Source organism: Burkholderia sp. MSMB2157WGS (assembly GCF_001532755.1).
Classification (GTDB): Bacteria; Pseudomonadota; Gammaproteobacteria; order Burkholderiales; family Burkholderiaceae; genus Burkholderia.
Map to the genome: position 1 here is coordinate 136,222 of NZ_LPJG01000053.1, position 16,649 is coordinate 152,870.

The 16,649-nt window shown below is 69.4% G+C and carries 21 protein-coding genes; 17 read left to right on the forward strand and 4 right to left on the reverse strand.

Going from position 1 to position 16,649, the window contains the following annotated elements; translation table 11 throughout:
* Positions 1 to 103: 103 nt before the first annotated feature.
* The 11 genes from WT53_RS30175 (at position 104) to ligD (ending at position 10,154) form a co-directional block, all read left to right on the forward strand.
* Positions 104 to 331, forward strand: a complete 228-nt coding sequence (locus WT53_RS30175; protein WP_059780011.1) for a hypothetical protein — start codon at positions 104 to 106, stop codon at positions 329 to 331.
* On the forward strand, positions 328 to 639 hold the full coding sequence (locus WT53_RS30180) for a hypothetical protein (protein ID WP_059502851.1): 312 nt from the start codon (positions 328 to 330) through the stop codon (positions 637 to 639). Before WT53_RS30175 ends, WT53_RS30180 begins: the two co-directional genes overlap by 4 nt.
* A 50-nt stretch (positions 640 to 689) precedes the next feature.
* On the forward strand, positions 690 to 1,004 hold the full coding sequence (locus WT53_RS30185) for a hypothetical protein (protein ID WP_034209252.1): 315 nt from the start codon (positions 690 to 692) through the stop codon (positions 1,002 to 1,004).
* A 66-nt stretch (positions 1,005 to 1,070) separates the two neighbouring features.
* The gene (locus WT53_RS30190; protein WP_059821645.1) at positions 1,071 to 1,580 is read left to right on the forward strand and encodes a DUF892 family protein; all 510 of its coding nucleotides are present in this window, start codon (positions 1,071 to 1,073) and stop codon (positions 1,578 to 1,580) included.
* A gap of 196 nt (positions 1,581 to 1,776) precedes the next feature.
* Positions 1,777 to 3,210, forward strand: a complete 1,434-nt coding sequence (rpoN, locus tag WT53_RS30195) for an RNA polymerase factor sigma-54 (protein WP_034209250.1) — start codon at positions 1,777 to 1,779, stop codon at positions 3,208 to 3,210.
* Between the two features lie 71 nt (positions 3,211 to 3,281).
* Complete coding sequence (locus WT53_RS30200) at positions 3,282 to 3,470, forward strand: DUF3008 family protein (protein WP_034209249.1); 189 nt, start codon at positions 3,282 to 3,284, stop codon at positions 3,468 to 3,470.
* Between the two features lie 46 nt (positions 3,471 to 3,516).
* Positions 3,517 to 3,678, forward strand: coding sequence for a DUF1328 family protein (locus tag WT53_RS33175; protein WP_006498332.1), 162 nt, complete (start codon positions 3,517 to 3,519; stop codon positions 3,676 to 3,678).
* A complete protein-coding gene (locus tag WT53_RS30205) occupies positions 3,675 to 4,061 on the forward strand; it encodes a DUF3022 domain-containing protein (protein WP_034209248.1) in 387 nt (128 codons plus the stop codon). The genes WT53_RS33175 and WT53_RS30205 overlap by 4 nt, the downstream gene beginning before the upstream one ends.
* 143 nt (positions 4,062 to 4,204) lie before the next feature.
* Entirely contained in the window at positions 4,205 to 6,310 is a 2,106-nt protein-coding gene (gene katE, locus WT53_RS30210) for a catalase HPII (protein WP_034209247.1), read from the forward strand.
* A gap of 73 nt (positions 6,311 to 6,383) precedes the next feature.
* Positions 6,384 to 7,406, forward strand: coding sequence for a Ku protein (locus tag WT53_RS30215; RefSeq protein WP_034209246.1), 1,023 nt, complete (start codon positions 6,384 to 6,386; stop codon positions 7,404 to 7,406).
* A gap of 45 nt (positions 7,407 to 7,451) precedes the next feature.
* Complete coding sequence (ligD, locus tag WT53_RS30220; protein ID WP_034209245.1) at positions 7,452 to 10,154, forward strand: DNA ligase D; 2,703 nt, start codon at positions 7,452 to 7,454, stop codon at positions 10,152 to 10,154.
* Positions 10,155 to 10,161: 7 nt separating this feature from the next.
* On the opposite strand, the gene WT53_RS30225 is transcribed toward ligD, so the two are convergent.
* Both WT53_RS30225 and WT53_RS30230 read right to left on the reverse strand, forming a co-directional pair.
* Positions 10,162 to 11,481 (reverse strand): cation:proton antiporter, encoded by a 1,320-nt coding sequence (locus WT53_RS30225; RefSeq protein ID WP_034209244.1) that lies wholly within the window; start codon positions 11,479 to 11,481, stop codon positions 10,162 to 10,164.
* Positions 11,482 to 11,523: 42 nt separating this feature from the next.
* The gene (locus WT53_RS30230) at positions 11,524 to 11,880 is read right to left on the reverse strand and encodes a DUF3175 domain-containing protein (protein ID WP_034209243.1); all 357 of its coding nucleotides are present in this window, start codon (positions 11,878 to 11,880) and stop codon (positions 11,524 to 11,526) included.
* A gap of 160 nt (positions 11,881 to 12,040) precedes the next feature.
* On the opposite strand from WT53_RS30230, the gene WT53_RS30235 reads away from it, so the two are divergent.
* The 5 genes from WT53_RS30235 (at position 12,041) to WT53_RS30255 (ending at position 14,583) form a co-directional block, all read left to right on the forward strand.
* Complete coding sequence (locus WT53_RS30235) at positions 12,041 to 12,508, forward strand: hypothetical protein (RefSeq protein ID WP_034209242.1); 468 nt, start codon at positions 12,041 to 12,043, stop codon at positions 12,506 to 12,508.
* A gap of 85 nt (positions 12,509 to 12,593) precedes the next feature.
* Entirely contained in the window at positions 12,594 to 12,959 is a 366-nt protein-coding gene (locus tag WT53_RS30240) for a DUF3022 domain-containing protein (RefSeq protein ID WP_034209241.1), read from the forward strand.
* A 241-nt stretch (positions 12,960 to 13,200) separates the two neighbouring features.
* The gene (locus WT53_RS30245) at positions 13,201 to 13,749 is read left to right on the forward strand and encodes a type 1 glutamine amidotransferase domain-containing protein (protein ID WP_034209240.1); all 549 of its coding nucleotides are present in this window, start codon (positions 13,201 to 13,203) and stop codon (positions 13,747 to 13,749) included.
* Positions 13,750 to 13,753: 4 nt separating this feature from the next.
* Positions 13,754 to 14,077 (forward strand): DUF1488 domain-containing protein, encoded by a 324-nt coding sequence (locus WT53_RS30250; protein ID WP_034209239.1) that lies wholly within the window; start codon positions 13,754 to 13,756, stop codon positions 14,075 to 14,077.
* Positions 14,078 to 14,346: 269 nt separating this feature from the next.
* On the forward strand, positions 14,347 to 14,583 hold the full coding sequence (locus tag WT53_RS30255; RefSeq protein WP_034209238.1) for a hypothetical protein: 237 nt from the start codon (positions 14,347 to 14,349) through the stop codon (positions 14,581 to 14,583).
* 22 nt (positions 14,584 to 14,605) lie between these two features.
* Here WT53_RS30255 and WT53_RS30260 read toward each other — a convergent pair whose 3' ends face one another.
* A complete protein-coding gene (locus tag WT53_RS30260; RefSeq protein ID WP_034209237.1) occupies positions 14,606 to 15,856 on the reverse strand; it encodes a phosphatidylserine decarboxylase family protein in 1,251 nt (416 codons plus the stop codon).
* Positions 15,857 to 15,971: 115 nt separating this feature from the next.
* Between WT53_RS30260 and WT53_RS30265 the strand changes: the two genes are divergently transcribed.
* A complete protein-coding gene (locus tag WT53_RS30265) occupies positions 15,972 to 16,229 on the forward strand; it encodes a hypothetical protein (RefSeq protein ID WP_034209236.1) in 258 nt (85 codons plus the stop codon).
* Positions 16,230 to 16,240: 11 nt separating this feature from the next.
* Here the strand turns inward: WT53_RS30265 and WT53_RS30270 are convergent, their stop codons facing one another.
* Positions 16,241 to 16,540, reverse strand: a complete 300-nt coding sequence (locus WT53_RS30270) for a hypothetical protein (RefSeq protein ID WP_230624963.1) — start codon at positions 16,538 to 16,540, stop codon at positions 16,241 to 16,243.
* Positions 16,541 to 16,649 lie beyond the last annotated feature (109 nt).

Genomic DNA, 16,649 nt, shown 5'->3' on the forward strand with positions numbered 1-16,649 from the left:
CGGAGCGGACGGCACGCGGTTTGCGAAGCTTCGGTTTGCGAATCGTCGATACGCGGCCGTCGCGCCGGTATCGATCCGAACCCCGCCACGACAGGAAATGCCGATGACACCCGAACTCGCACGGTGGCTGCAACGGCCCGAGCCACCGATCCCCGACATCGAGCCGGACCCCGAGCCGCCCGATCCCGACGACGTGCCGCCGGACATGCCCGAACCGTACCGGGAACCGGAGGGCGACCCGCCCGGGCATGCGCCGCCGGAACGCGATCCACCGTCCCCGGAACCGCCGGTGCGCGCGATGCCGCTCGTACGCAGGGAGGGCCTGCAATGAGCATTCGCGTGAAACCCGGCCTGCTGCGCGACATCGCGGAGACGCTCGGCCGCCATTTCGAGGCGCGCGAGATGCCGTTCCACGTCGAGGAGCAGCCGGCCGGTGCATTGCACGTCGGCTTTCACGTCGACGGCCATCCGGCGTCGCTGACCGTCACGTTCGACCCCGACGCCTTCGCCGCGCTCGAACGGGCCGATGTCGAACGGCAGCGCGGCGCGCTCACGCGCGTCGCGGCCGAATTCGACGCGATGATGGCGCGCCGCGGGCCGACCGCGTACGCGGGCGATTTCCATTTCAACCGGCTCTGAGCGGCGCCGCCGCGGCGTTGCTCCGGGCCGTCGACTCCCGGGAGGATTCGATGAACACGATCCAGACGATACGGGTGGGCGCCTGCGCGTTCGCCGCCGCGTGCGCGCTGGGCGCATGCACGCAACCGACCAGCGGCCCGTACGGCGCGCATGCGGCGCCGCCCGCGCCGCCCGACGGCCGCGGCGGGCAGTCGACCACGACGATGCCGGACGCGAATACGCGCTACGACACGCGTCCGTCGCCGGGCAACACGATGCCGCAGGGCGCGACCGTCGGCGAACCGGCCGACGTGCCGCCGCCCGGCCCGAACGGCACGCAGGGCGATCCGCCGCTGCCGGGCACGCCGCCGCCGATGCAGTACTGACCTGACGCGTCGTGACGCGACGCCGCGTCACGGCATGCCGCATCGCGATGCGGCCGGAGGAATGCGATGGCGAATCAGCACGAGCACCTGGAGGACTGGCTGCGCGATGCATACGCGATGGAGCGCCAGGCCGAGACGATGATCGACGCGCAGATGAAGCGGGTCGGTCACTATCCGCAATTGCAGGATCGGCTTCGGCTGCATCTCGACGAGACGCTCGGCCAGCAGGCGCTCGTCGAAGCGTGCCTGATGCGGCTCGGCACGTCGCCGTCGGCGACCAAGGATCTGTCCGCGCGCGTCGCCGCCTACGGGCAGATCGCGAGCGACATGCTGGCCGACGACGAAGTCGTGAAGACGGTGTTGGCCGGCTATGCGTTCGAGCAACTCGAAATCGCCGCGTACACGGCGCTCGTCGCGGCGGCGCAGGCGGCCGGCGAGGAAGAGATCCGCGCGTGTTGCGAGCGGATCCTGCAGCAGGAGCGCGACATGGCCGCATGGTTGCTGCGTCATCTGCCCGAGTTGACGACCGCGTTTCTCGATCGTTCGGCGGTCGACCGCATCGATGCGAAGCGGTGACGACGCGCGTTTTTTCCCCGAGCGAAATGCGTGCCCCAAACTTCCCCCCGCTTGTAAAAAAGCTTTCTCGGCATGGGGCGAGACGGGGTTCGAACCCGCGAGAGCCGCGACGTACCGCGCTTCGCGCGATTGGCACGGAAGCTGCATGACGTCCGGTAGAAGACATACCGCGAACCGAACCGTCAGGAGGCTTTCGATGCCCGTCTCGCTTGCGCTGCAGATGCGACAGCATCTGGCACTTACGCCGAGGCTTCAGCAGTCGCTGCGGCTGCTGCAGTTGTCCTCGCTCGAATTTCAACAGGAATTGCGTCAGGCGCTCGACATGAATCCGTTTCTCGAAGACGGTCTGGGCGACGAGGAAACGGTTGCCGGGACGCCCGAGCAGCCGACCGAAGCGACCGCGCCCGACGCGGCGCCCGAGCCCGACGAAATCCGTCCGCCGGATGGCGAGGTGCCGTTTACCGCCGCGCCCGCGCCGCGCGGCACGAGCCGCCAGGGCGAGGACGGCGACGGCCTGTCGCCCGGCGAATGGATGGCCGCCGAGCCGTCGCTGCATCAGCAGCTGCACGATGCGCTCCGGCTCTATCCGCTCAACAAGCGCGATCGCGAAGCCGCGCGCCTCGTGATCGATGCGCTGGACGACGACGGCTACCTGCGTCAGGCGCTACCCGAACTCCTGGTCGCCGCCGATCCGGCGTGGCTGCTGTCGGAGCAGGATCTCGCGGTCGCGCTGCGGCTCGTGCAGATGCTCGACCGGCCGGGGATCGCCGCCCGTTCGTTGTCCGAATGCCTGGTGTTGCAGCTCGATGCGATTCCGGCCGGCACGCCGGCGCTCGCGGAAGCGAAAGCGATCGCGCGCGAGCATCTGGAGCGGCTCGCGCGCCGCGAGACGGCCGAGATCCAGCGGCGCCTCGGCTGCAACGCGCAGACGCTGCACGCGGCCTGCGCGCTGGTGCGCGGGCTCGACCCGCGCCCCGGCAATCACTACGGCAGCACGCGCGGCGATTACGTGGTGCCCGACGTGATCGTGCGCCAGGTGCGCGACGAATGGATCGTCACGATCAATCCGGCCGTGCTGCCGCGTGCGCGCCTGCACGAGCGCTACGCGACGCTGTTCGCGCAGTCCAGCGGCGAGCGCGATTCGCCGCTCGGCCAGCAGCTGCAGGAGGCGCGCTGGCTGATCCGCAACGTGCAGAAGCGCTTCGACACGATTCAGCGCGTGGGCGAATGCATCGTCGCGCGACAGCGCGATTTCTTCCGCTACGGCGAGATCGCGATGAAGCCGCTCGTGTTGCGCGACATCGCGGAAGAACTCGACCTGCACGAATCGACCGTCTCGCGCGCCACCGGCAACAAGTACATGGCCACGCCGCACGGGACGTTCGAGTTCAAGCATTTCTTCCCGCGCAAGCTCGAGGCGGCGGGCAAGGGCGTGTGTTCGGCATCGGCCGCGAAGGTGCTGATCCGCGACATGATCGCGGCCGAGCGGCAGACCGATCCGCTGTCCGACGTCGCGCTCGCCGAGAACCTCGCGGGCCGCGGCATTCTTCTTGCGCGTCGCACGGTGACGAAGTATCGCCAGGCGATGAAGATTCCGCCGGCCGACCTGCGGCGTCGCGACGCCGCGTGACGGCCCGATTGTTCCAACCCGCGCGTGCCGCGCGTTGCGTCGGCTCGCGCGCCAACGAGAGGAGCGCAACCATGCCAGCCAAATCCCAGGCCCAGCAGCGTGCCGCGGGGGCCGCGCTGTCGGCCAAGCGCGGCGACGCGAAAATGAAGGATCTCAAGCCGCCGGCGAAATCGATGGCCAAGTCGATGAGCGAGAAAGAGCTCGAGAAAATGGCGTCCACGCCCACGCACGGCAAACCGAAACACAAGCACGATGCGTGACCGGCGCCGACGTTTAGTGACGACTGCTGTCATCCAGGAGGGTTCCATGCTTCGATACGCCATCATTTTCTTCGTCATCGCGATCATCGCGGCCGTGTTCGGCTTCGGCGGCATCGCCGCCGGCGCGGCCGAGATCGCGAAGATCCTGTTCTACATCTTCGTCGTGATCTTCCTGGTCACGCTGCTCCTGGGCGTCGTGCGACGATGAGCGTGACGCCCGACCGGTCGCAGCGCGTGAAGGAACTCGAGCACGCGTTCGCGATCGGCTTTCCGTCCCAGTCGACCGTCGTCGTGCATGCGGACGACGCATCGGGACGGCTGACGATCCACGTGTCGTGGGTGCGCGTACCGTCCGCCGAGGACGCGCGCGAATGGCGCTGCGCGGTCGACATGCGCTTCGATGCGGACGTGGTCGAACGCTATGCGTCGCTCGAAGCGGCCGACCGGCTGCGCGTGCGCACGCAGCTGTGCGACCGCGCGCGGCGCGCGGTGGACGAGCACAAGCCGCGCATCGAGGATGCCGCGATCGAATGCAACGTGGCGCTCGACGTGACGCGCGCCGAATTCGACGCGGCCCTGCGCGCGCCCTGACGCCACGGCCGGCCCGCGGTCGTTCGCGGCCATTCGAGACCGTTTCGCGGCATCGGGCCGGCTTTCCCTGCCGTCCGCACGCGCGCGCCGCGGCGCGTCGTCGTGCGGCGGTTCCCTAGCGAATCCCACGAGGACTCCTGACGATGACGAATCCCCCATCCGCCGGCCAGACCCCGCCGACGCAACCGCCCGACAGCGCGAAGTCGCGCCAGCTCGAAGAGAACCGCGCGCGGCCCGACGGCGAAGCGTTGCGCACCAACCAGGGCGTGCGGATCGCCGACAACCAGAACACGCTGCGAGGCGGCGCGCGCGGCCCGTCGCTGCTCGAAGACTTCATCATGCGCGAGAAGATCACGCATTTCGATCACGAGCGAATTCCGGAGCGGGTGGTGCATGCGCGCGGTTCGGCCGCCCACGGCGTGTTCCGCGTGTACGAGCCGATGGCCGACTACACGAAGGCCGCGTTTCTGCAGGACCCGGCCGCCGAAACGCCGGTCTACGTGCGCTTCTCGACCGTGCAGGGGCCGCGCGGGTCGTCCGACACCGTGCGCGACGTGCGCGGCTTCGCGGTGAAGTTCTATACCGACGAAGGCAACTACGACCTCGTCGGCAACAACATGCCGGTGTTCTTCATCCAGGACGCGATCAAGTTCCCCGACTTCGTGCACGCGGTGAAGCCGGAGGCGCCGAACGAGATGCCGACCGGCGCGTCCGCGCACGACACGTTCTGGGATTTCGTGTCGCTGGTGCCGGAAACCACGCACATGGTGCTGTGGCTGATGTCGGACCGCGCGTTGCCGGCGAGCTATCGCGCGATGGACGGCTTCGGCGTGCACACGTTCCGCTTCGTGAACGCGGCCGGCGTAGAGCGTTTCGTGAAATTCCACTGGCGGCCCGTGAGCGGCGCGTATTCGCTGCTGTGGGACGAGGCGCAGCGCATCGCCGGCCACGACCCGGATTTCAACCGGCGCGACCTGTGGACGGCGATCGAGCGCGGCGACTATCCGGAGTTCGAGCTCGGCGTGCAGATGATCGATCCGGCCGATGCCGACACATTCGACTTCGACCTCCTGGACCCGACCAAGCTCGTACCGGAAGAAATCGTGCCGGTGCGGCCGATCGGCCGGATGACGCTGAACCGCAACCCCGACAACTTCTTCGCGGAGACCGAGCAGGTCGCGTTTCACCCGGGTCACGTGGTGCCGGGCATCGATTTCACGAACGACCCGCTGTTGCAGGGGCGGCTGTTCTCGTACACCGATACGCAACTGAGCCGGCTCGGCGGCCCGAATTTCCACGAGATTCCGATCAACCGGCCGGTGTGTCCGTTCGCGAACAACCAGCGCGACGCGATGCACCGGCAGACGATCAACGTCGGGCAGGCGTCGTACGAGCCGAACTCGACGAGCGGCGGCTGGCCGCGCGAGACGCCGCCGGCGCCGTCCGGCGGCGGTTTCGAGACCGTGCCGGAGCCGCTCGAAGGTCACAAGGTGCGCGTGCGCAGCGAATCGTTCGCCGACCATTTCTCGCAAGCCGCGCTGTTCTACCAGAGCATGACCGAGATCGAGCAGCGGCATATCCGCGACGCGTACTGCTTCGAACTCGGCAAGGTGACGCAGCCGAAGATTCGCGAACGGGTGGTCAACGAGATCATCGCGCGCTTCGACGCGGGGCTCGCCGCGCAGGTCGCCGAACGGCTCGGGCTGCCCGCGCCGCAGGCGGCGGCCACGCCGGCCGTCGCGCAGCGCTCGCCCGCGCTGAGCCTGATCGGCCGCGCGAAGCCCGGCATCCGCTCGCGCAAGATCGCGCTGATCGCGACGCCCGGCGTGAATCAGGTGCTGGTCGAGCAGGTGCGCGACGCGCTGCAGGCCGCGCACGCGGTGCCGACGATCGTCGCACCGACGCTCGCGCCGATCGGCGGCATCGTGCCGGAGGCGACGCTGGCCGGCATGCCGTCGGTGATGTTCGACGCGGTGTTCGTGTGCGGCGGCGACGGCGATGGGCGCGACCTCGCGCACAGCGCCGAAGCACGCCACTTCGTGCGCGAGGCGTTCAAGCACCTGAAGCCGATCGCGGCCGTCGGGTCGGGGCGGCAACTGCTCAGCGCCGCCCACCTGCCGGATCCGGCCGAAGGCGTGTGCGTCGGGCAGGCGGTCGATCTCGACAAGGTGCTGAACGCGTTGTCGGATCACCTCGGCCAGCATCGCGTGTGGGCGCGCGAACAGCAGGCGGCGGAACTGCCGGCATAGGGCCGGCGGCGGCTAGCGCCGTACGGCGCGCCCGCTCTCGGGCGGGCGCGCATCCGGCAAGGAGGAACCACGCATGGCACCGCGGATGATATGGAAAGGCGCGATCAGCTTCGGGCTCGTGCACGTGCCCGTGCAGCTGTTCCCGGCGACGCGCACCGTGAAACCGTCGTTCCGGATGCTCGACAAGCGCTCGATGGACCCGATCGGCTATCGGCAGATCAACAAGCGCACCGGCAAGGAGGTCGCGCGCGAGGACATCGTGCGCGGCTACGAATACGAGAAGGAGCGCTACGTCGTGCTCAGCGACGACGAGATCCGCGCGGCGAACCCGGAATCGACGCAGACCGTCGACATCCTGACCTTCGTCGACGAGGATGCCGTGTCGTTTCTCTACCTCGACACGCCGTACTACCTGGTGCCCGACCGCAAGGGCGAGAAGGTCTACGCGCTGCTGCGCGACGCGCTGAAGGACAGCGGCAAGATCGGCATCGCGCTCGTGGTGATGCGCGACCGCCAGCATCTGGGCGCGCTGATCCCGGTCGGGCCGATGCTCGCGCTCGATACGCTGCGCTGGCAGGAGGAACTGCGGCCGCTCGACGAATTGTCGGTGCCGGCCGACGACGCGAAGGGCGCGGGCGTCACCGCGCGCGAACTCGGCATGGCGAAGAAGCTGATCGACGACATGTCCGGCAAATGGACGCCCGACGAATATCACGACACGTTTCGCGACGACATCCTCGAACTGGTCGAGCGCAAGGTGCGCGCGGGCAAGATCGAGGAGATCGAGGACCGGCCCGCGCAGACCGGCCGCGCGGCGAGCAACGTGGTCGATCTCACCGAGCTGCTGAAGCGCAGCCTGAAGGGCGGCGCGGGCGCGCGCGCGGCGGATCTGCGTGACGAGCGCGATGAAGCGGAGCGTGACGCGTCGTCGTCGCGGGGCGGCGCGCGCCGCAAGCCGGCGGCGAAAACCACGGCGAAATCCGCATCGAAAGGCGCGGCGACGAAAACCGCGGCGAAGCGAACCGCCGCGAAACGCGGCGCGGCGAGCGACCCTGCGGCGAAGAAGACCGCCGTGCGCCGCAAGCACGCGGCGTGATGCCGATGTCGCCGATTCCGACTCCGACTCCGACGAGGTGACGCGATGGCCGGCAAGCTCGATCCGTATCGCCGCAAGCGCCATTTCGGCGCGACGCCCGAGCCCGAAGGGGCGCACGGAAAGCGTCGCGCGCAAGCGCGGACGAAAGCGGACACGAAGCCTGCCGCGCGCACACGTCATCCGCTGCGCTTCGTGATCCAGGAGCACCACGCGCGACGGCTCCACTACGACTTCCGGCTCGAGCTCGACGGCACGCTGAAGTCGTGGGCCGTGCCGAAGGGGCCGAGCTTCGATCCGCGGGTGAAGCGGCTCGCCGTGCACGTCGAGGACCATCCGCTCGAATACGCGTCGTTCGAAGGCGAGATCCCGGCCGGGCATTACGGCGCGGGGTCGGTCGTCGTCTGGGACGAAGGTACGTGGACGCCCGATGGCGGCATCGCGCACGCGCGCGAAGGCTACCGGGCCGGCAAGCTGACGTTCCGGCTGGACGGCCGCAAGCTGCACGGCGGCTGGGCGCTCGTGCGCAGCGGCCGGCAGGAAGGGCGCCAGGAGCAGTGGCTGCTGATCAAGGAGCGCGACGACGAAGCACGCGGCGCGGATGAATTCGACGTCGTCGGCGAGCGGCCGGGAAGCGTGCACGACGGTGCGTCCAACGGCGCGGCGCGGCCCCGCGGATCGACCGGCGCGGCCCGCAACGCGCGACGCGACAGCCGGCGCCCTGCCGAACCGTCGCAAGTCGAAGGTGCGGTGCGTGCGCCGCTGCCCGAGCGCGTCGCGCCGCAACTCGCGACGCTCGTCGACGCACCGCCGACCCAGGCCGGTTGGGGTTACGAACTGAAGTTCGACGGCTATCGGATCCTGGCGCGTATCGCAGGGAAGGGCGCGCGCCGGCGCGTCACGTTGATGACGCGCGAAGGCCGGGACTGGACCGCGAAGCTGCGCGCGCAGCGCGACGCACTCGCGGCGCTCGACGTCGACGACGCATGGCTCGACGGCGAGGCCGTCGTGCTCGGCGACAACGGCCTGCCCGATTTCCAGGCGTTGCAGAACGCGTTCGGCACCGGACGGGCCGACGCGATCGTTTTCTTCGTGTTCGATCTGCCTTATCTCGACGGATACGACCTGCGCGACGCGCCGCTTACGGCCCGTCGCGCGCTGCTCGAACCGCTGCTCGCGAACAGCGATCCGGCGCGCGTGCGTTTTTCGCCCGATCTCGGCGAGGACGTCGCGTCGCTGATCGCGAGTGCCTGCGACACCGGCCTCGAAGGGCTGATCGGCAAGTGTGCGGACTCGCGCTATCGCGCCGGCCGTTCTCCCGCGTGGATCAAGCTCAAATGCCGGCGCCGGCAGGAGTTCGTGATCGGCGGCTTCACGGAGCCGTCGGGCAGCCGGCACGGCTTCGGCGCGCTGCTGCTCGGTGTGCACGAACCGGCGCCGGCCGGCAAACGGCCGCGCGGGGCCGGGCCGCTGCGCTACGTCGGCCGCGTCGGCACCGGCTTCGACGCACGGATGCTCGATCGTCTCGCCGCGATCCTGCGCCGGCACGAACGCGACACGATGCCGTTCGATGCGCCGCCGCGCGAACGCACGCGCACGCGCGTGCACTGGGTCGAGCCGGTCCTCGTCGCCGAATGCGAATTCGCCGAATGGACCGGCGACGGCATCGTGCGGCAGGCCGCGTTCATCGCGTTGCGCGAGGACAAGCCGGCGGAACAGATCGTCCGCGAGAGGCCGAAACACATGGAAACGGAGGGGGCGATGGATCAGCGTTCGACCACGCAGGACAAGCCGCGGCGGCCGTCGCGCAACGATCGTCACGCGAGCGCGGGCAATGCGCGCGGCGCGCGGGCCGATGCCGACACGCTCGGCCGCGTGCGCATCACGCATCCCGAGCGCGTGCTCGACCCGCAAAGCGGCACGCGCAAGATCGACCTCGCGCGGTACTGGCAATGGGTCGCGCCGTGGCTGCTGCCCGACCTGAAAGGCCGCCCCGTCTCGCTCGTCCGCGCACCGGGCGACATCGCCGGCGAGCTGTTCTTTCAGAAGCACGCGGAGCGCCGCGAGATCCCGTTCGTCACGCAGCACGAAGGGCTCGACCCGGGCCACGGGCCGCTGCTGTCGATCGACGGCGTCGATGCGCTGCTCGGCGCGGCGCAGATGGGCACGGTCGAACTGCACACGTGGAACGCGCACGCGTCGAACATCGAGCGGCCCGACCGCATCGTGTTCGATCTCGATCCCGACCCGGCGTTGCCGTGGCGCACGATGATCGACGCCGCGCAACTCGTGCGCGGGCTGCTCGACGAGCTCGGGCTCGTGTCGTTCTGCAAGACCAGCGGCGGCAAGGGGCTGCACGTCGTCGTGCCGCTTACGCGGCATGCGGGCTGGGACGACGTGAAGGACTTTTCGCGCGCGGTCGCGCAGCACGTCGCCGGCACGCTGCCCGACCGTTTCACCGCGACGATGGGGCCGCGCCACCGGCGCGGCAAGATATTCATCGACTACCTGCGCAACGGGCGCGGCGCGAGCACGATCGCCGCGTATTCGGTGCGCGCGCGCCCCGGCATGGGCGTGTCGGTGCCGCTCGACTGGGACGAGGTGCCCGACACGACGGGCGGCGCGCAATGGACGATCGACACGCTGCACGAACGTCTGGACACGTTGAAGCGCGATCCGTGGGACGGTTACGCGAAGGCGCGCCAGCGCATCACCGCCGCGATGCGGGCACGGCTCGGCGCCGACGCATGACCGACCGTCAGCGCCGATGCTGCAGCCGGTAATACCAGTTCATCAGCGGCGTCGCGGAAATCCCGTGCGCGACCACCGACGCGGACACGACCGCCAGCACCGGCGCCGCGAGCGGGCGCACGACGTCGGACGGTCCATGCTCGAGCGCGAACAGCAGGTAGTAGAACGAACCGATCCCGCGGATGCCGAACCACGCCATCAGCCGCCGCTGCGCATGAGTCGCACGCGAGCCGGCAAGCGTGACCAGCACCGCGAGCGGGCGCACCGCGACGAACAGCACGGCGGCCAGCGCGGCGGCGCCCCACGTGATCAGCGGGCCGGGCAGCGTCGCGAGCACGCTGCCGATCATCGTCATCACGATCGCTTCGGCGATCCGTTCGAGCTCGATCGTGAAGCCGAGCACCGATTCGGCCATGAACGCATGCGCTTTCTCCGGATGCTTTTCGGTGGCGACGACGTCTTCCGAATCGATCTGGCCGATCACTTCGCGCGGCGGGCGGTCGCCGCTCGCGCGATGCTCGACGCGCCGCATCGCGACGCCGGCGGCGAACGTCGCGATGAAGCCGAACGTATGCGCGAGCTGCGCGGCGCCGAACGACAGCACGATCAGCGCCAGCGCGAAGAAGCCTTCGAGGCCGAGCGCCTGCGCGTGGCGCGTGCGCAGCCAGCCGATCGTCTTCGTCGTGACCCAGCCGAGCCCGCCGCCGATCGCGGCCGCGCCCGCGATGCCCCACAGCGCGACGAGCGCGAACGTACCCGACAGCGGCGGGATGCCGTGCGTCGCGCCGGGGGCGCCGCACAGCGCGAGCCCCGCGAGCGCGAACGGCAGCGCGATGCCGTCGTTCATCCCGCCTTCGCCGGACAACGCGAAGCGCACCAGGTCGCGATCGCCCGGATCGTGCACCTGCACGTCGTGCGCGAGCACCGGATCGGTCGGCGCGAGGATCGCCGCGAGCAGCAGCGCCGGGCCCCAGCCGAGGCCCAGCGCGAGCACCGCGCACGCCGCGAGCAGCGGCACGGTGACGATCATCGCGAACAGCCCGAGCCGGCACGGCACGAGCCACAGCTTGTCGGACAGCGGCACGCGCAACCGCAGCCCGATCGCGAACAGCGACACGAGCAGCGCGACTTCGACGATCTCGCGCAGCAGGCGGCCGTCGCGTTCGAGGTCGAGGTGCAAGAGGCCGGCGCCGGCCGGGCCGAGCCCGATGCCGAGCACCAGGTAAATCATGGCCGAGCTGCATGGAAGGTGGCGCAGCGTGGACGTCACCACGCCCATGCCCAACAGCACCGCGCCGATGATCAGGTACCAGAGGGTTTCGTGCATGCGTGCGATCGCGGCAATTCGGATTGGATTGCGCGCCGATCGTCAGGGCTTGCGGCCGAACGCCTCGCGCAATTTTTTCTTTGCGCGTTCGAGCGTCGTGCGGCGCGTTTTGGGCAGGTTGCGACCCGCGCGGTTCACGTAGAAATTCAGCATCGACATCGCCGACTGGAACGGCGATGCCTTGCGGCGGCGGCTGTGTTCGGCCGAGCGCTTCAGCGACGCGGCGATCGCGGCGGGATCGTCGGATTTGAAGATGTCGGGCTCGAGGTCGAGCGCATCGCTTTTTTGCATGACTTCGCCGGACCAGCGCTTGCGGTGGGCCGGATCGGCGCTTCGCGCGCGGCCCGGGCGGCGCGTGTGGCGCTTGCCGTGCGAGTGGGAAGCAGAAGCGGAAGGCATAAGGCAGGGGCTCCGTATGGGATTGCGGGACAGGCGGACGGAAGGGGGCGACGCAAACCGCGTGCCGCGTCGCGCAGGTCGTCCGCGCTCCGGCATGGCCCTTGCTGAAAGATCGGAGCAGGAATCTCCATCACGCGATCATCCATAGGGAGAAAACGCCATGAAGTCAGCATTCGAATCGAAGTTCGTCGCGCGGCACGTGCTGGCCTGCGCGGCCGTCGCGATCGTCGCGGCCGCGCCGGCCGCGTGGGCGCAGAACTCGCAGCGCTCGGACGAGGGCACCGGCGCGCCGAATCCGTCGATGGACATGTCGACGCCGAGCGCCAACGGCAATACGGCCGCGCCGCCGCCGCCCGCGGGCACGCAACGGCACGGCGCGAAGCACGGGATGCGCTCGCACGGCGCGTCGGCCCGTCACACGAAGCCGGGCGGCGGCCCGAACGGCGCGGGCGAGGGCGGCAGCGGCGCCACGGGCGGCGGTGTCGGCGGCGGCTCGGGTGGGGCCGGCGGTGCGGGCGGCTCCGGCGGGACGGGTGCCGGCGGTATGGGTACCGGCGGCGGCGGTTCGGCGGGCTCGACGGGCTCGGGCGGCGGCGGGGCCGCCGGCGGCGGGTCCAGCGGTTATTGACGGTGTCGTGCCGGCGCGGCCGGCACGGCGCGATGGCGGCGCGGTTTCCCCGGACGGGCGCGCCGCCACCACGCAGGAGGACATCATGCAATCGAATTCCCGGATTTCCCTGGAGCACGACGGGCTCGACGACGATGCAGTCGACACGGACGATCTCGACACGACGGTCCACGTGGACGTCGAGACGGGCAGGGTCATGTTCCATGCGGCGTGGGCGAATGCCGTCGAGGCGCCGCCGGAGGCGGCCCGACATTCGGTCGTGCTCGCGCTCGAATGCTCGACGATGGAACGCTACGCGGACCTCGACGACGGCGCGCGCATGCGCGTGCACGCGATGCTGCACGATGCCGTGCAGCAGACGCTCGATCAATTGCCCGATACCGACGAGAACCTGACGCTGACGATCGAGTTGACTGACGCCATGCTCGACGCCGCACGCCATCTGCAGTAATCGCCGGCTCGACGCACGGCGTCGTGTTACATCGGGTTGAAATCTTTGCAGCGGGGCGGTGTCGTCACAGGGCGAGCGGCCTCGGTGGAGTATGTCTTACCCGATTGCGGGTCGTTCCCCGACCGATGTCGGAAAGGGCGTTGGGCGCGCCGCGGTCGGGCCGCCGGAACGGCGATTGCTGCATCACGGCACGGCACGACGTGTGCCGCCCTATCCCTATCCCCCATTCACGGAGGCATTCATGAGCGGCAGGCTGGATCATTGCAAGGTAGCGATTCTCGCGGTCGACGGCTTCGAGGAGGCCGAGCTCGTCGAACCGCAGCGCGCGCTCGCGGCCGAAGGCGCGCAGGTGGACGTGATCTCGCAGAAGCGCGGCGAGATCCAGGGTTTCCGGCACGTCGACAAGGGCGAGCGCGTGAAGGTCGACCGCACGTTCGACGATGCACGCGAAGGCGACTACGACGCGGTCGTGCTGCCGGGCGGCGTCGTGAACGGCGACGCGATCCGGATGCTGCCGGCCGCGCGCGAATTCGTGACGGCGGCCGTCGGCGCCGGCAAGCCGGTCGCGGCGATCTGCCACGGCGGCTGGCTGCTCGTGTCGGCCGGGCTCGTGGAGGGCAAGACGATGACGAGCTGGCCGAGCCTGCAGGACGATATCCGCCATGCGGGCGGCAAGTGGGTGGACGAGGAGGTCGTGCGCGACGGCAACCTGATCACTAGCCGCAAGCCGGCCGACCTGCCCGCGTTCAACGGCGCGCTCGTCGAGCGCCTCGCGTCGCGGGGGGCATGAGCCGATGCCGGCCGATTCCGCCCGCCCCGTGACGCTCGCCGACGAACCGCCCACGTTCGACGGTGCGGCGCTGCAGTTGCGCTTCGTCGTCGACGTCGCCGGCGTGCCACAGACCTGCGCGATCACCGTCGAGGCGCTGGAAGATCATTTCGGCGCGCAGTCCGCGCTGGAAGCCGACCTGCGCGACGCGTTCGAGCGCGGCCGCGCGCGTATCGAAGCCGCGTGCGCGGACGTGCTGGCGAGCGGCGACCACGACGTGGTGCTGCATAGCGGGTATTTCCGTGCGCCGGCCAAGCGCGGGCGGGGCGGGTTGTTTCGCCAGGGGTGACGGGATCGCGTTTGCCGGCGTGTTGCTTCCGCCGCCTTCACTCGCCCGCCTTCACTCGCCCGCCCTTACATGCCGTTGAAAACTTTGCAGCGGCTCCAACGCGCCGTCCGGTGCCACATCGCGCGGCGCGCGCACCGTACGGACGCCGGTCGCGCGACGCGGGTGGGCACGATCCCTGCATGCTCGTAACGTCGCCGGCGTGCGCTTCGCGCCGGCTGCCGATGCGACGCCGGTGTCGCGTCGCGCGTCGCCGCCAACGGGGAACGAGCATGCTGACCGCCCATGAATTTGCCGCGCTGTTCCTGGTGCACCGCGCGCCGGAACAGATCCAGATCGACCGCGACGACGTCGTCGCGCTCGTCGAACAAGCGCTGATCGTGCTGCAGCGCGACGACGCCTCGGGCGCGCGCCGGCCCGCGTTGACGGCCGACGGACTGTCGGTGCTGCGGTGCGTGCAGCGTCACGACGCCGACGAATCCCGAGCGCTCGACGTCGGCGACGCGTGACGCACCGCGCCGCGCGCGGCGCTCACCGCGCGATCGCGACGGACGCATTGACCTGCACGACCGGCGGCTGGCCTTCGAACGGCGGTGCGTGCAGGAAGCGGTCGATCACGCCGGCCTCGAACAGCAGGCAGTAGGTCGAGCCGCCGAACTGGAAATAGCCGATCTCGTCGCCCTTGTCGATGCGCTGGCCCGGCACGACCTCGATCACGCACGACGACACGTCGCCCATCCCGACGAACACGGCCGCCACGGTGCCGATGCCGGGATCGTCGCTCGCGATCGCGACCACCGCGCGCGCGGCGACCGCCGTCATGTAACCCTGCGAGTCGTTGAGTCCGGCCGGATCCGGGCCTTCCGCTTCGGCGACCGAGTAATACGTGCCGTCTACCCGATACGCGTGCGTGACGACGCCGCGCACCGGCGCATGCCAGCGATGGTAGTTGTACGCACTGAGATAGGCCTGGTAGACGTCGCCGCCGACGAAGCGCTCGGCGAGCGACAGCCAGGCGGGCGTGAACAGGTCGCGCAGCGAATACGGCTGCGCCTTGATCCAGAACGTGTCGCGCAGCTTGACGTTGGTTTCGGTGTGATAGGGCGCGGCCTCGCACGCGCTGACGATCACGTGCGGATCGTCGGGCGCCGCAACGGGCCGCGCACCGTCTCGAAAGCGGCGCGTGAAGAAATCGTTCCACGAATCGAAGCCCCAGTGCGGCTGGTCTTCGCGATACTGGAACTGCGACAGTCCCAGACGCTTGCGCGCGGCGTCGCAGAACCAGCCGTCGGGTGCCGACGTGTCGAGATGCGCGCGCGAATGCGGGCCGCCGAGGAAGTCGCACCAGACGTTCAGCACGCGTTTCAACTGCGCATTGACGGCTGCGTCGCGAAACACCGCGTGGCCCGACGGCATGCACATCGGCCAGTCGAAGAACGCGTTCAACGGGCACACGATCAGGCTTTCCTCGCTGAACGGCGGCGTGTAGGTCATCAGATGGTCGAGCACGGTCATCAGCTCGCCGATCGACGCGTAGCCGAGTCGGTATCCCGCTTCCCGCGCTTCGTCGATCGCGCGGCTCAGGCTCATGCGCAGCACGGCGTCGTCGTCGAACAGCCGCGCGAGTGCCTGCACGGCCGGCGTGCGCAGCCGGTCGCCGGCATGCGCGCGCGCTTCGCTCGCGATTTTTTCGCGGAACGCGGCCATGTGCGATTCCTCGGTGGCCATCCATCCGCCGAGGCGGCGGCGTGTGGCGGGCGGCGTGTTGCGATTCGTCGGCATCGTCACCTCCGGAACGGTTGCGGTCGAATCGGGATAGCAAGACGCTTGCCCGGCGGGCGGCACCGAAATTGCGGCGTTCGGGCGACCGGTTCCTTCGATGACTCAGGGAGAAAAAATGGCTACGGATTCGAACGCACGACAGACTAACGACGCAGCGACGGACGAACGCCGCCGCAACGGACAGCGGACCGTGACGCCGACGCGCACGCGAGCACGCACGCAGGCGGCGGGGGCGCGCGACGGCGCGCGGCGAGCCGGGCGCGGCAACGACGGCGGGAACGGCCCGGTGACGCCGAGCCGCGGAGAAGACGAGGGGAGGAAGCCGCTGTGGGAGGACGACCGCGGCGAGATGCCGCCGGAAGAGTGGTCGTGAGGGGGCGGCCGTTACTGGCCCGAAGGCCGTTCGGGCCGGTAACGATCGGCAATCGCGACGTTGACCGACTCACCGTCGCGAAATGCCGCGGCGACTGCATCGACGATAGCGGGCCAGATACCGGGTTGTTGCAGAACGGGCATTTCCTTCGCCAGGACGTTGCTGAGTTGTCCATGGTTTTGCTCGATCGAGCGCAGGACTCGATCGGCTTGGTGATCCGGCATTTCGACGATTCCCTCGAGCACGCAGAAGCGCCTGTCGGTCGGCTCGACTTCTGCGCAAAATCGATTAGAAACGTCCGGTTTGTACACCAATCGATTACGGATGCACAAAAATGATTATCTGCGGCCTGTTTTGCATAAATTTGATTACCCCCAATCTGCGGCCGTGGAAATCGATATCCTACCGCTCAACCGGGGC

Excerpts from the sequence above, each read along its gene's own strand:
- WT53_RS30175 (WP_059780011.1), top strand. The coding sequence starts at position 104 with ATGACACCCGAACTCGCACGGTGGCTGCAACGGCCCGAGCCACCGATC.
- WT53_RS30180 (WP_059502851.1), top strand. The coding sequence starts at position 328 with ATGAGCATTCGCGTGAAACCCGGCCTGCTGCGCGACATCGCGGAGACG.
- WT53_RS30185 (WP_034209252.1), top strand. The coding sequence starts at position 690 with ATGAACACGATCCAGACGATACGGGTGGGCGCCTGCGCGTTCGCCGCC.
- WT53_RS30190 (WP_059821645.1), top strand. The coding sequence starts at position 1,071 with ATGGCGAATCAGCACGAGCACCTGGAGGACTGGCTGCGCGATGCATAC.
- rpoN (WP_034209250.1), top strand. The coding sequence starts at position 1,777 with ATGCCCGTCTCGCTTGCGCTGCAGATGCGACAGCATCTGGCACTTACG.
- WT53_RS30200 (WP_034209249.1), top strand. The coding sequence starts at position 3,282 with ATGCCAGCCAAATCCCAGGCCCAGCAGCGTGCCGCGGGGGCCGCGCTG.
- WT53_RS33175 (WP_006498332.1), top strand. The coding sequence starts at position 3,517 with ATGCTTCGATACGCCATCATTTTCTTCGTCATCGCGATCATCGCGGCC.
- WT53_RS30205 (WP_034209248.1), top strand. The coding sequence starts at position 3,675 with ATGAGCGTGACGCCCGACCGGTCGCAGCGCGTGAAGGAACTCGAGCAC.
- katE (WP_034209247.1), top strand. The coding sequence starts at position 4,205 with ATGACGAATCCCCCATCCGCCGGCCAGACCCCGCCGACGCAACCGCCC.
- WT53_RS30215 (WP_034209246.1), top strand. The coding sequence starts at position 6,384 with ATGGCACCGCGGATGATATGGAAAGGCGCGATCAGCTTCGGGCTCGTG.
- ligD (WP_034209245.1), top strand. The coding sequence starts at position 7,452 with ATGGCCGGCAAGCTCGATCCGTATCGCCGCAAGCGCCATTTCGGCGCG.
- WT53_RS30225 (WP_034209244.1), bottom strand. The coding sequence starts at position 11,481 with ATGCACGAAACCCTCTGGTACCTGATCATCGGCGCGGTGCTGTTGGGC.
- WT53_RS30230 (WP_034209243.1), bottom strand. The coding sequence starts at position 11,880 with ATGCCTTCCGCTTCTGCTTCCCACTCGCACGGCAAGCGCCACACGCGC.
- WT53_RS30235 (WP_034209242.1), top strand. The coding sequence starts at position 12,041 with ATGAAGTCAGCATTCGAATCGAAGTTCGTCGCGCGGCACGTGCTGGCC.
- WT53_RS30240 (WP_034209241.1), top strand. The coding sequence starts at position 12,594 with ATGCAATCGAATTCCCGGATTTCCCTGGAGCACGACGGGCTCGACGAC.
- WT53_RS30245 (WP_034209240.1), top strand. The coding sequence starts at position 13,201 with ATGAGCGGCAGGCTGGATCATTGCAAGGTAGCGATTCTCGCGGTCGAC.
- WT53_RS30250 (WP_034209239.1), top strand. The coding sequence starts at position 13,754 with ATGCCGGCCGATTCCGCCCGCCCCGTGACGCTCGCCGACGAACCGCCC.
- WT53_RS30255 (WP_034209238.1), top strand. The coding sequence starts at position 14,347 with ATGCTGACCGCCCATGAATTTGCCGCGCTGTTCCTGGTGCACCGCGCG.
- WT53_RS30260 (WP_034209237.1), bottom strand. The coding sequence starts at position 15,856 with ATGCCGACGAATCGCAACACGCCGCCCGCCACACGCCGCCGCCTCGGC.
- WT53_RS30265 (WP_034209236.1), top strand. The coding sequence starts at position 15,972 with ATGGCTACGGATTCGAACGCACGACAGACTAACGACGCAGCGACGGAC.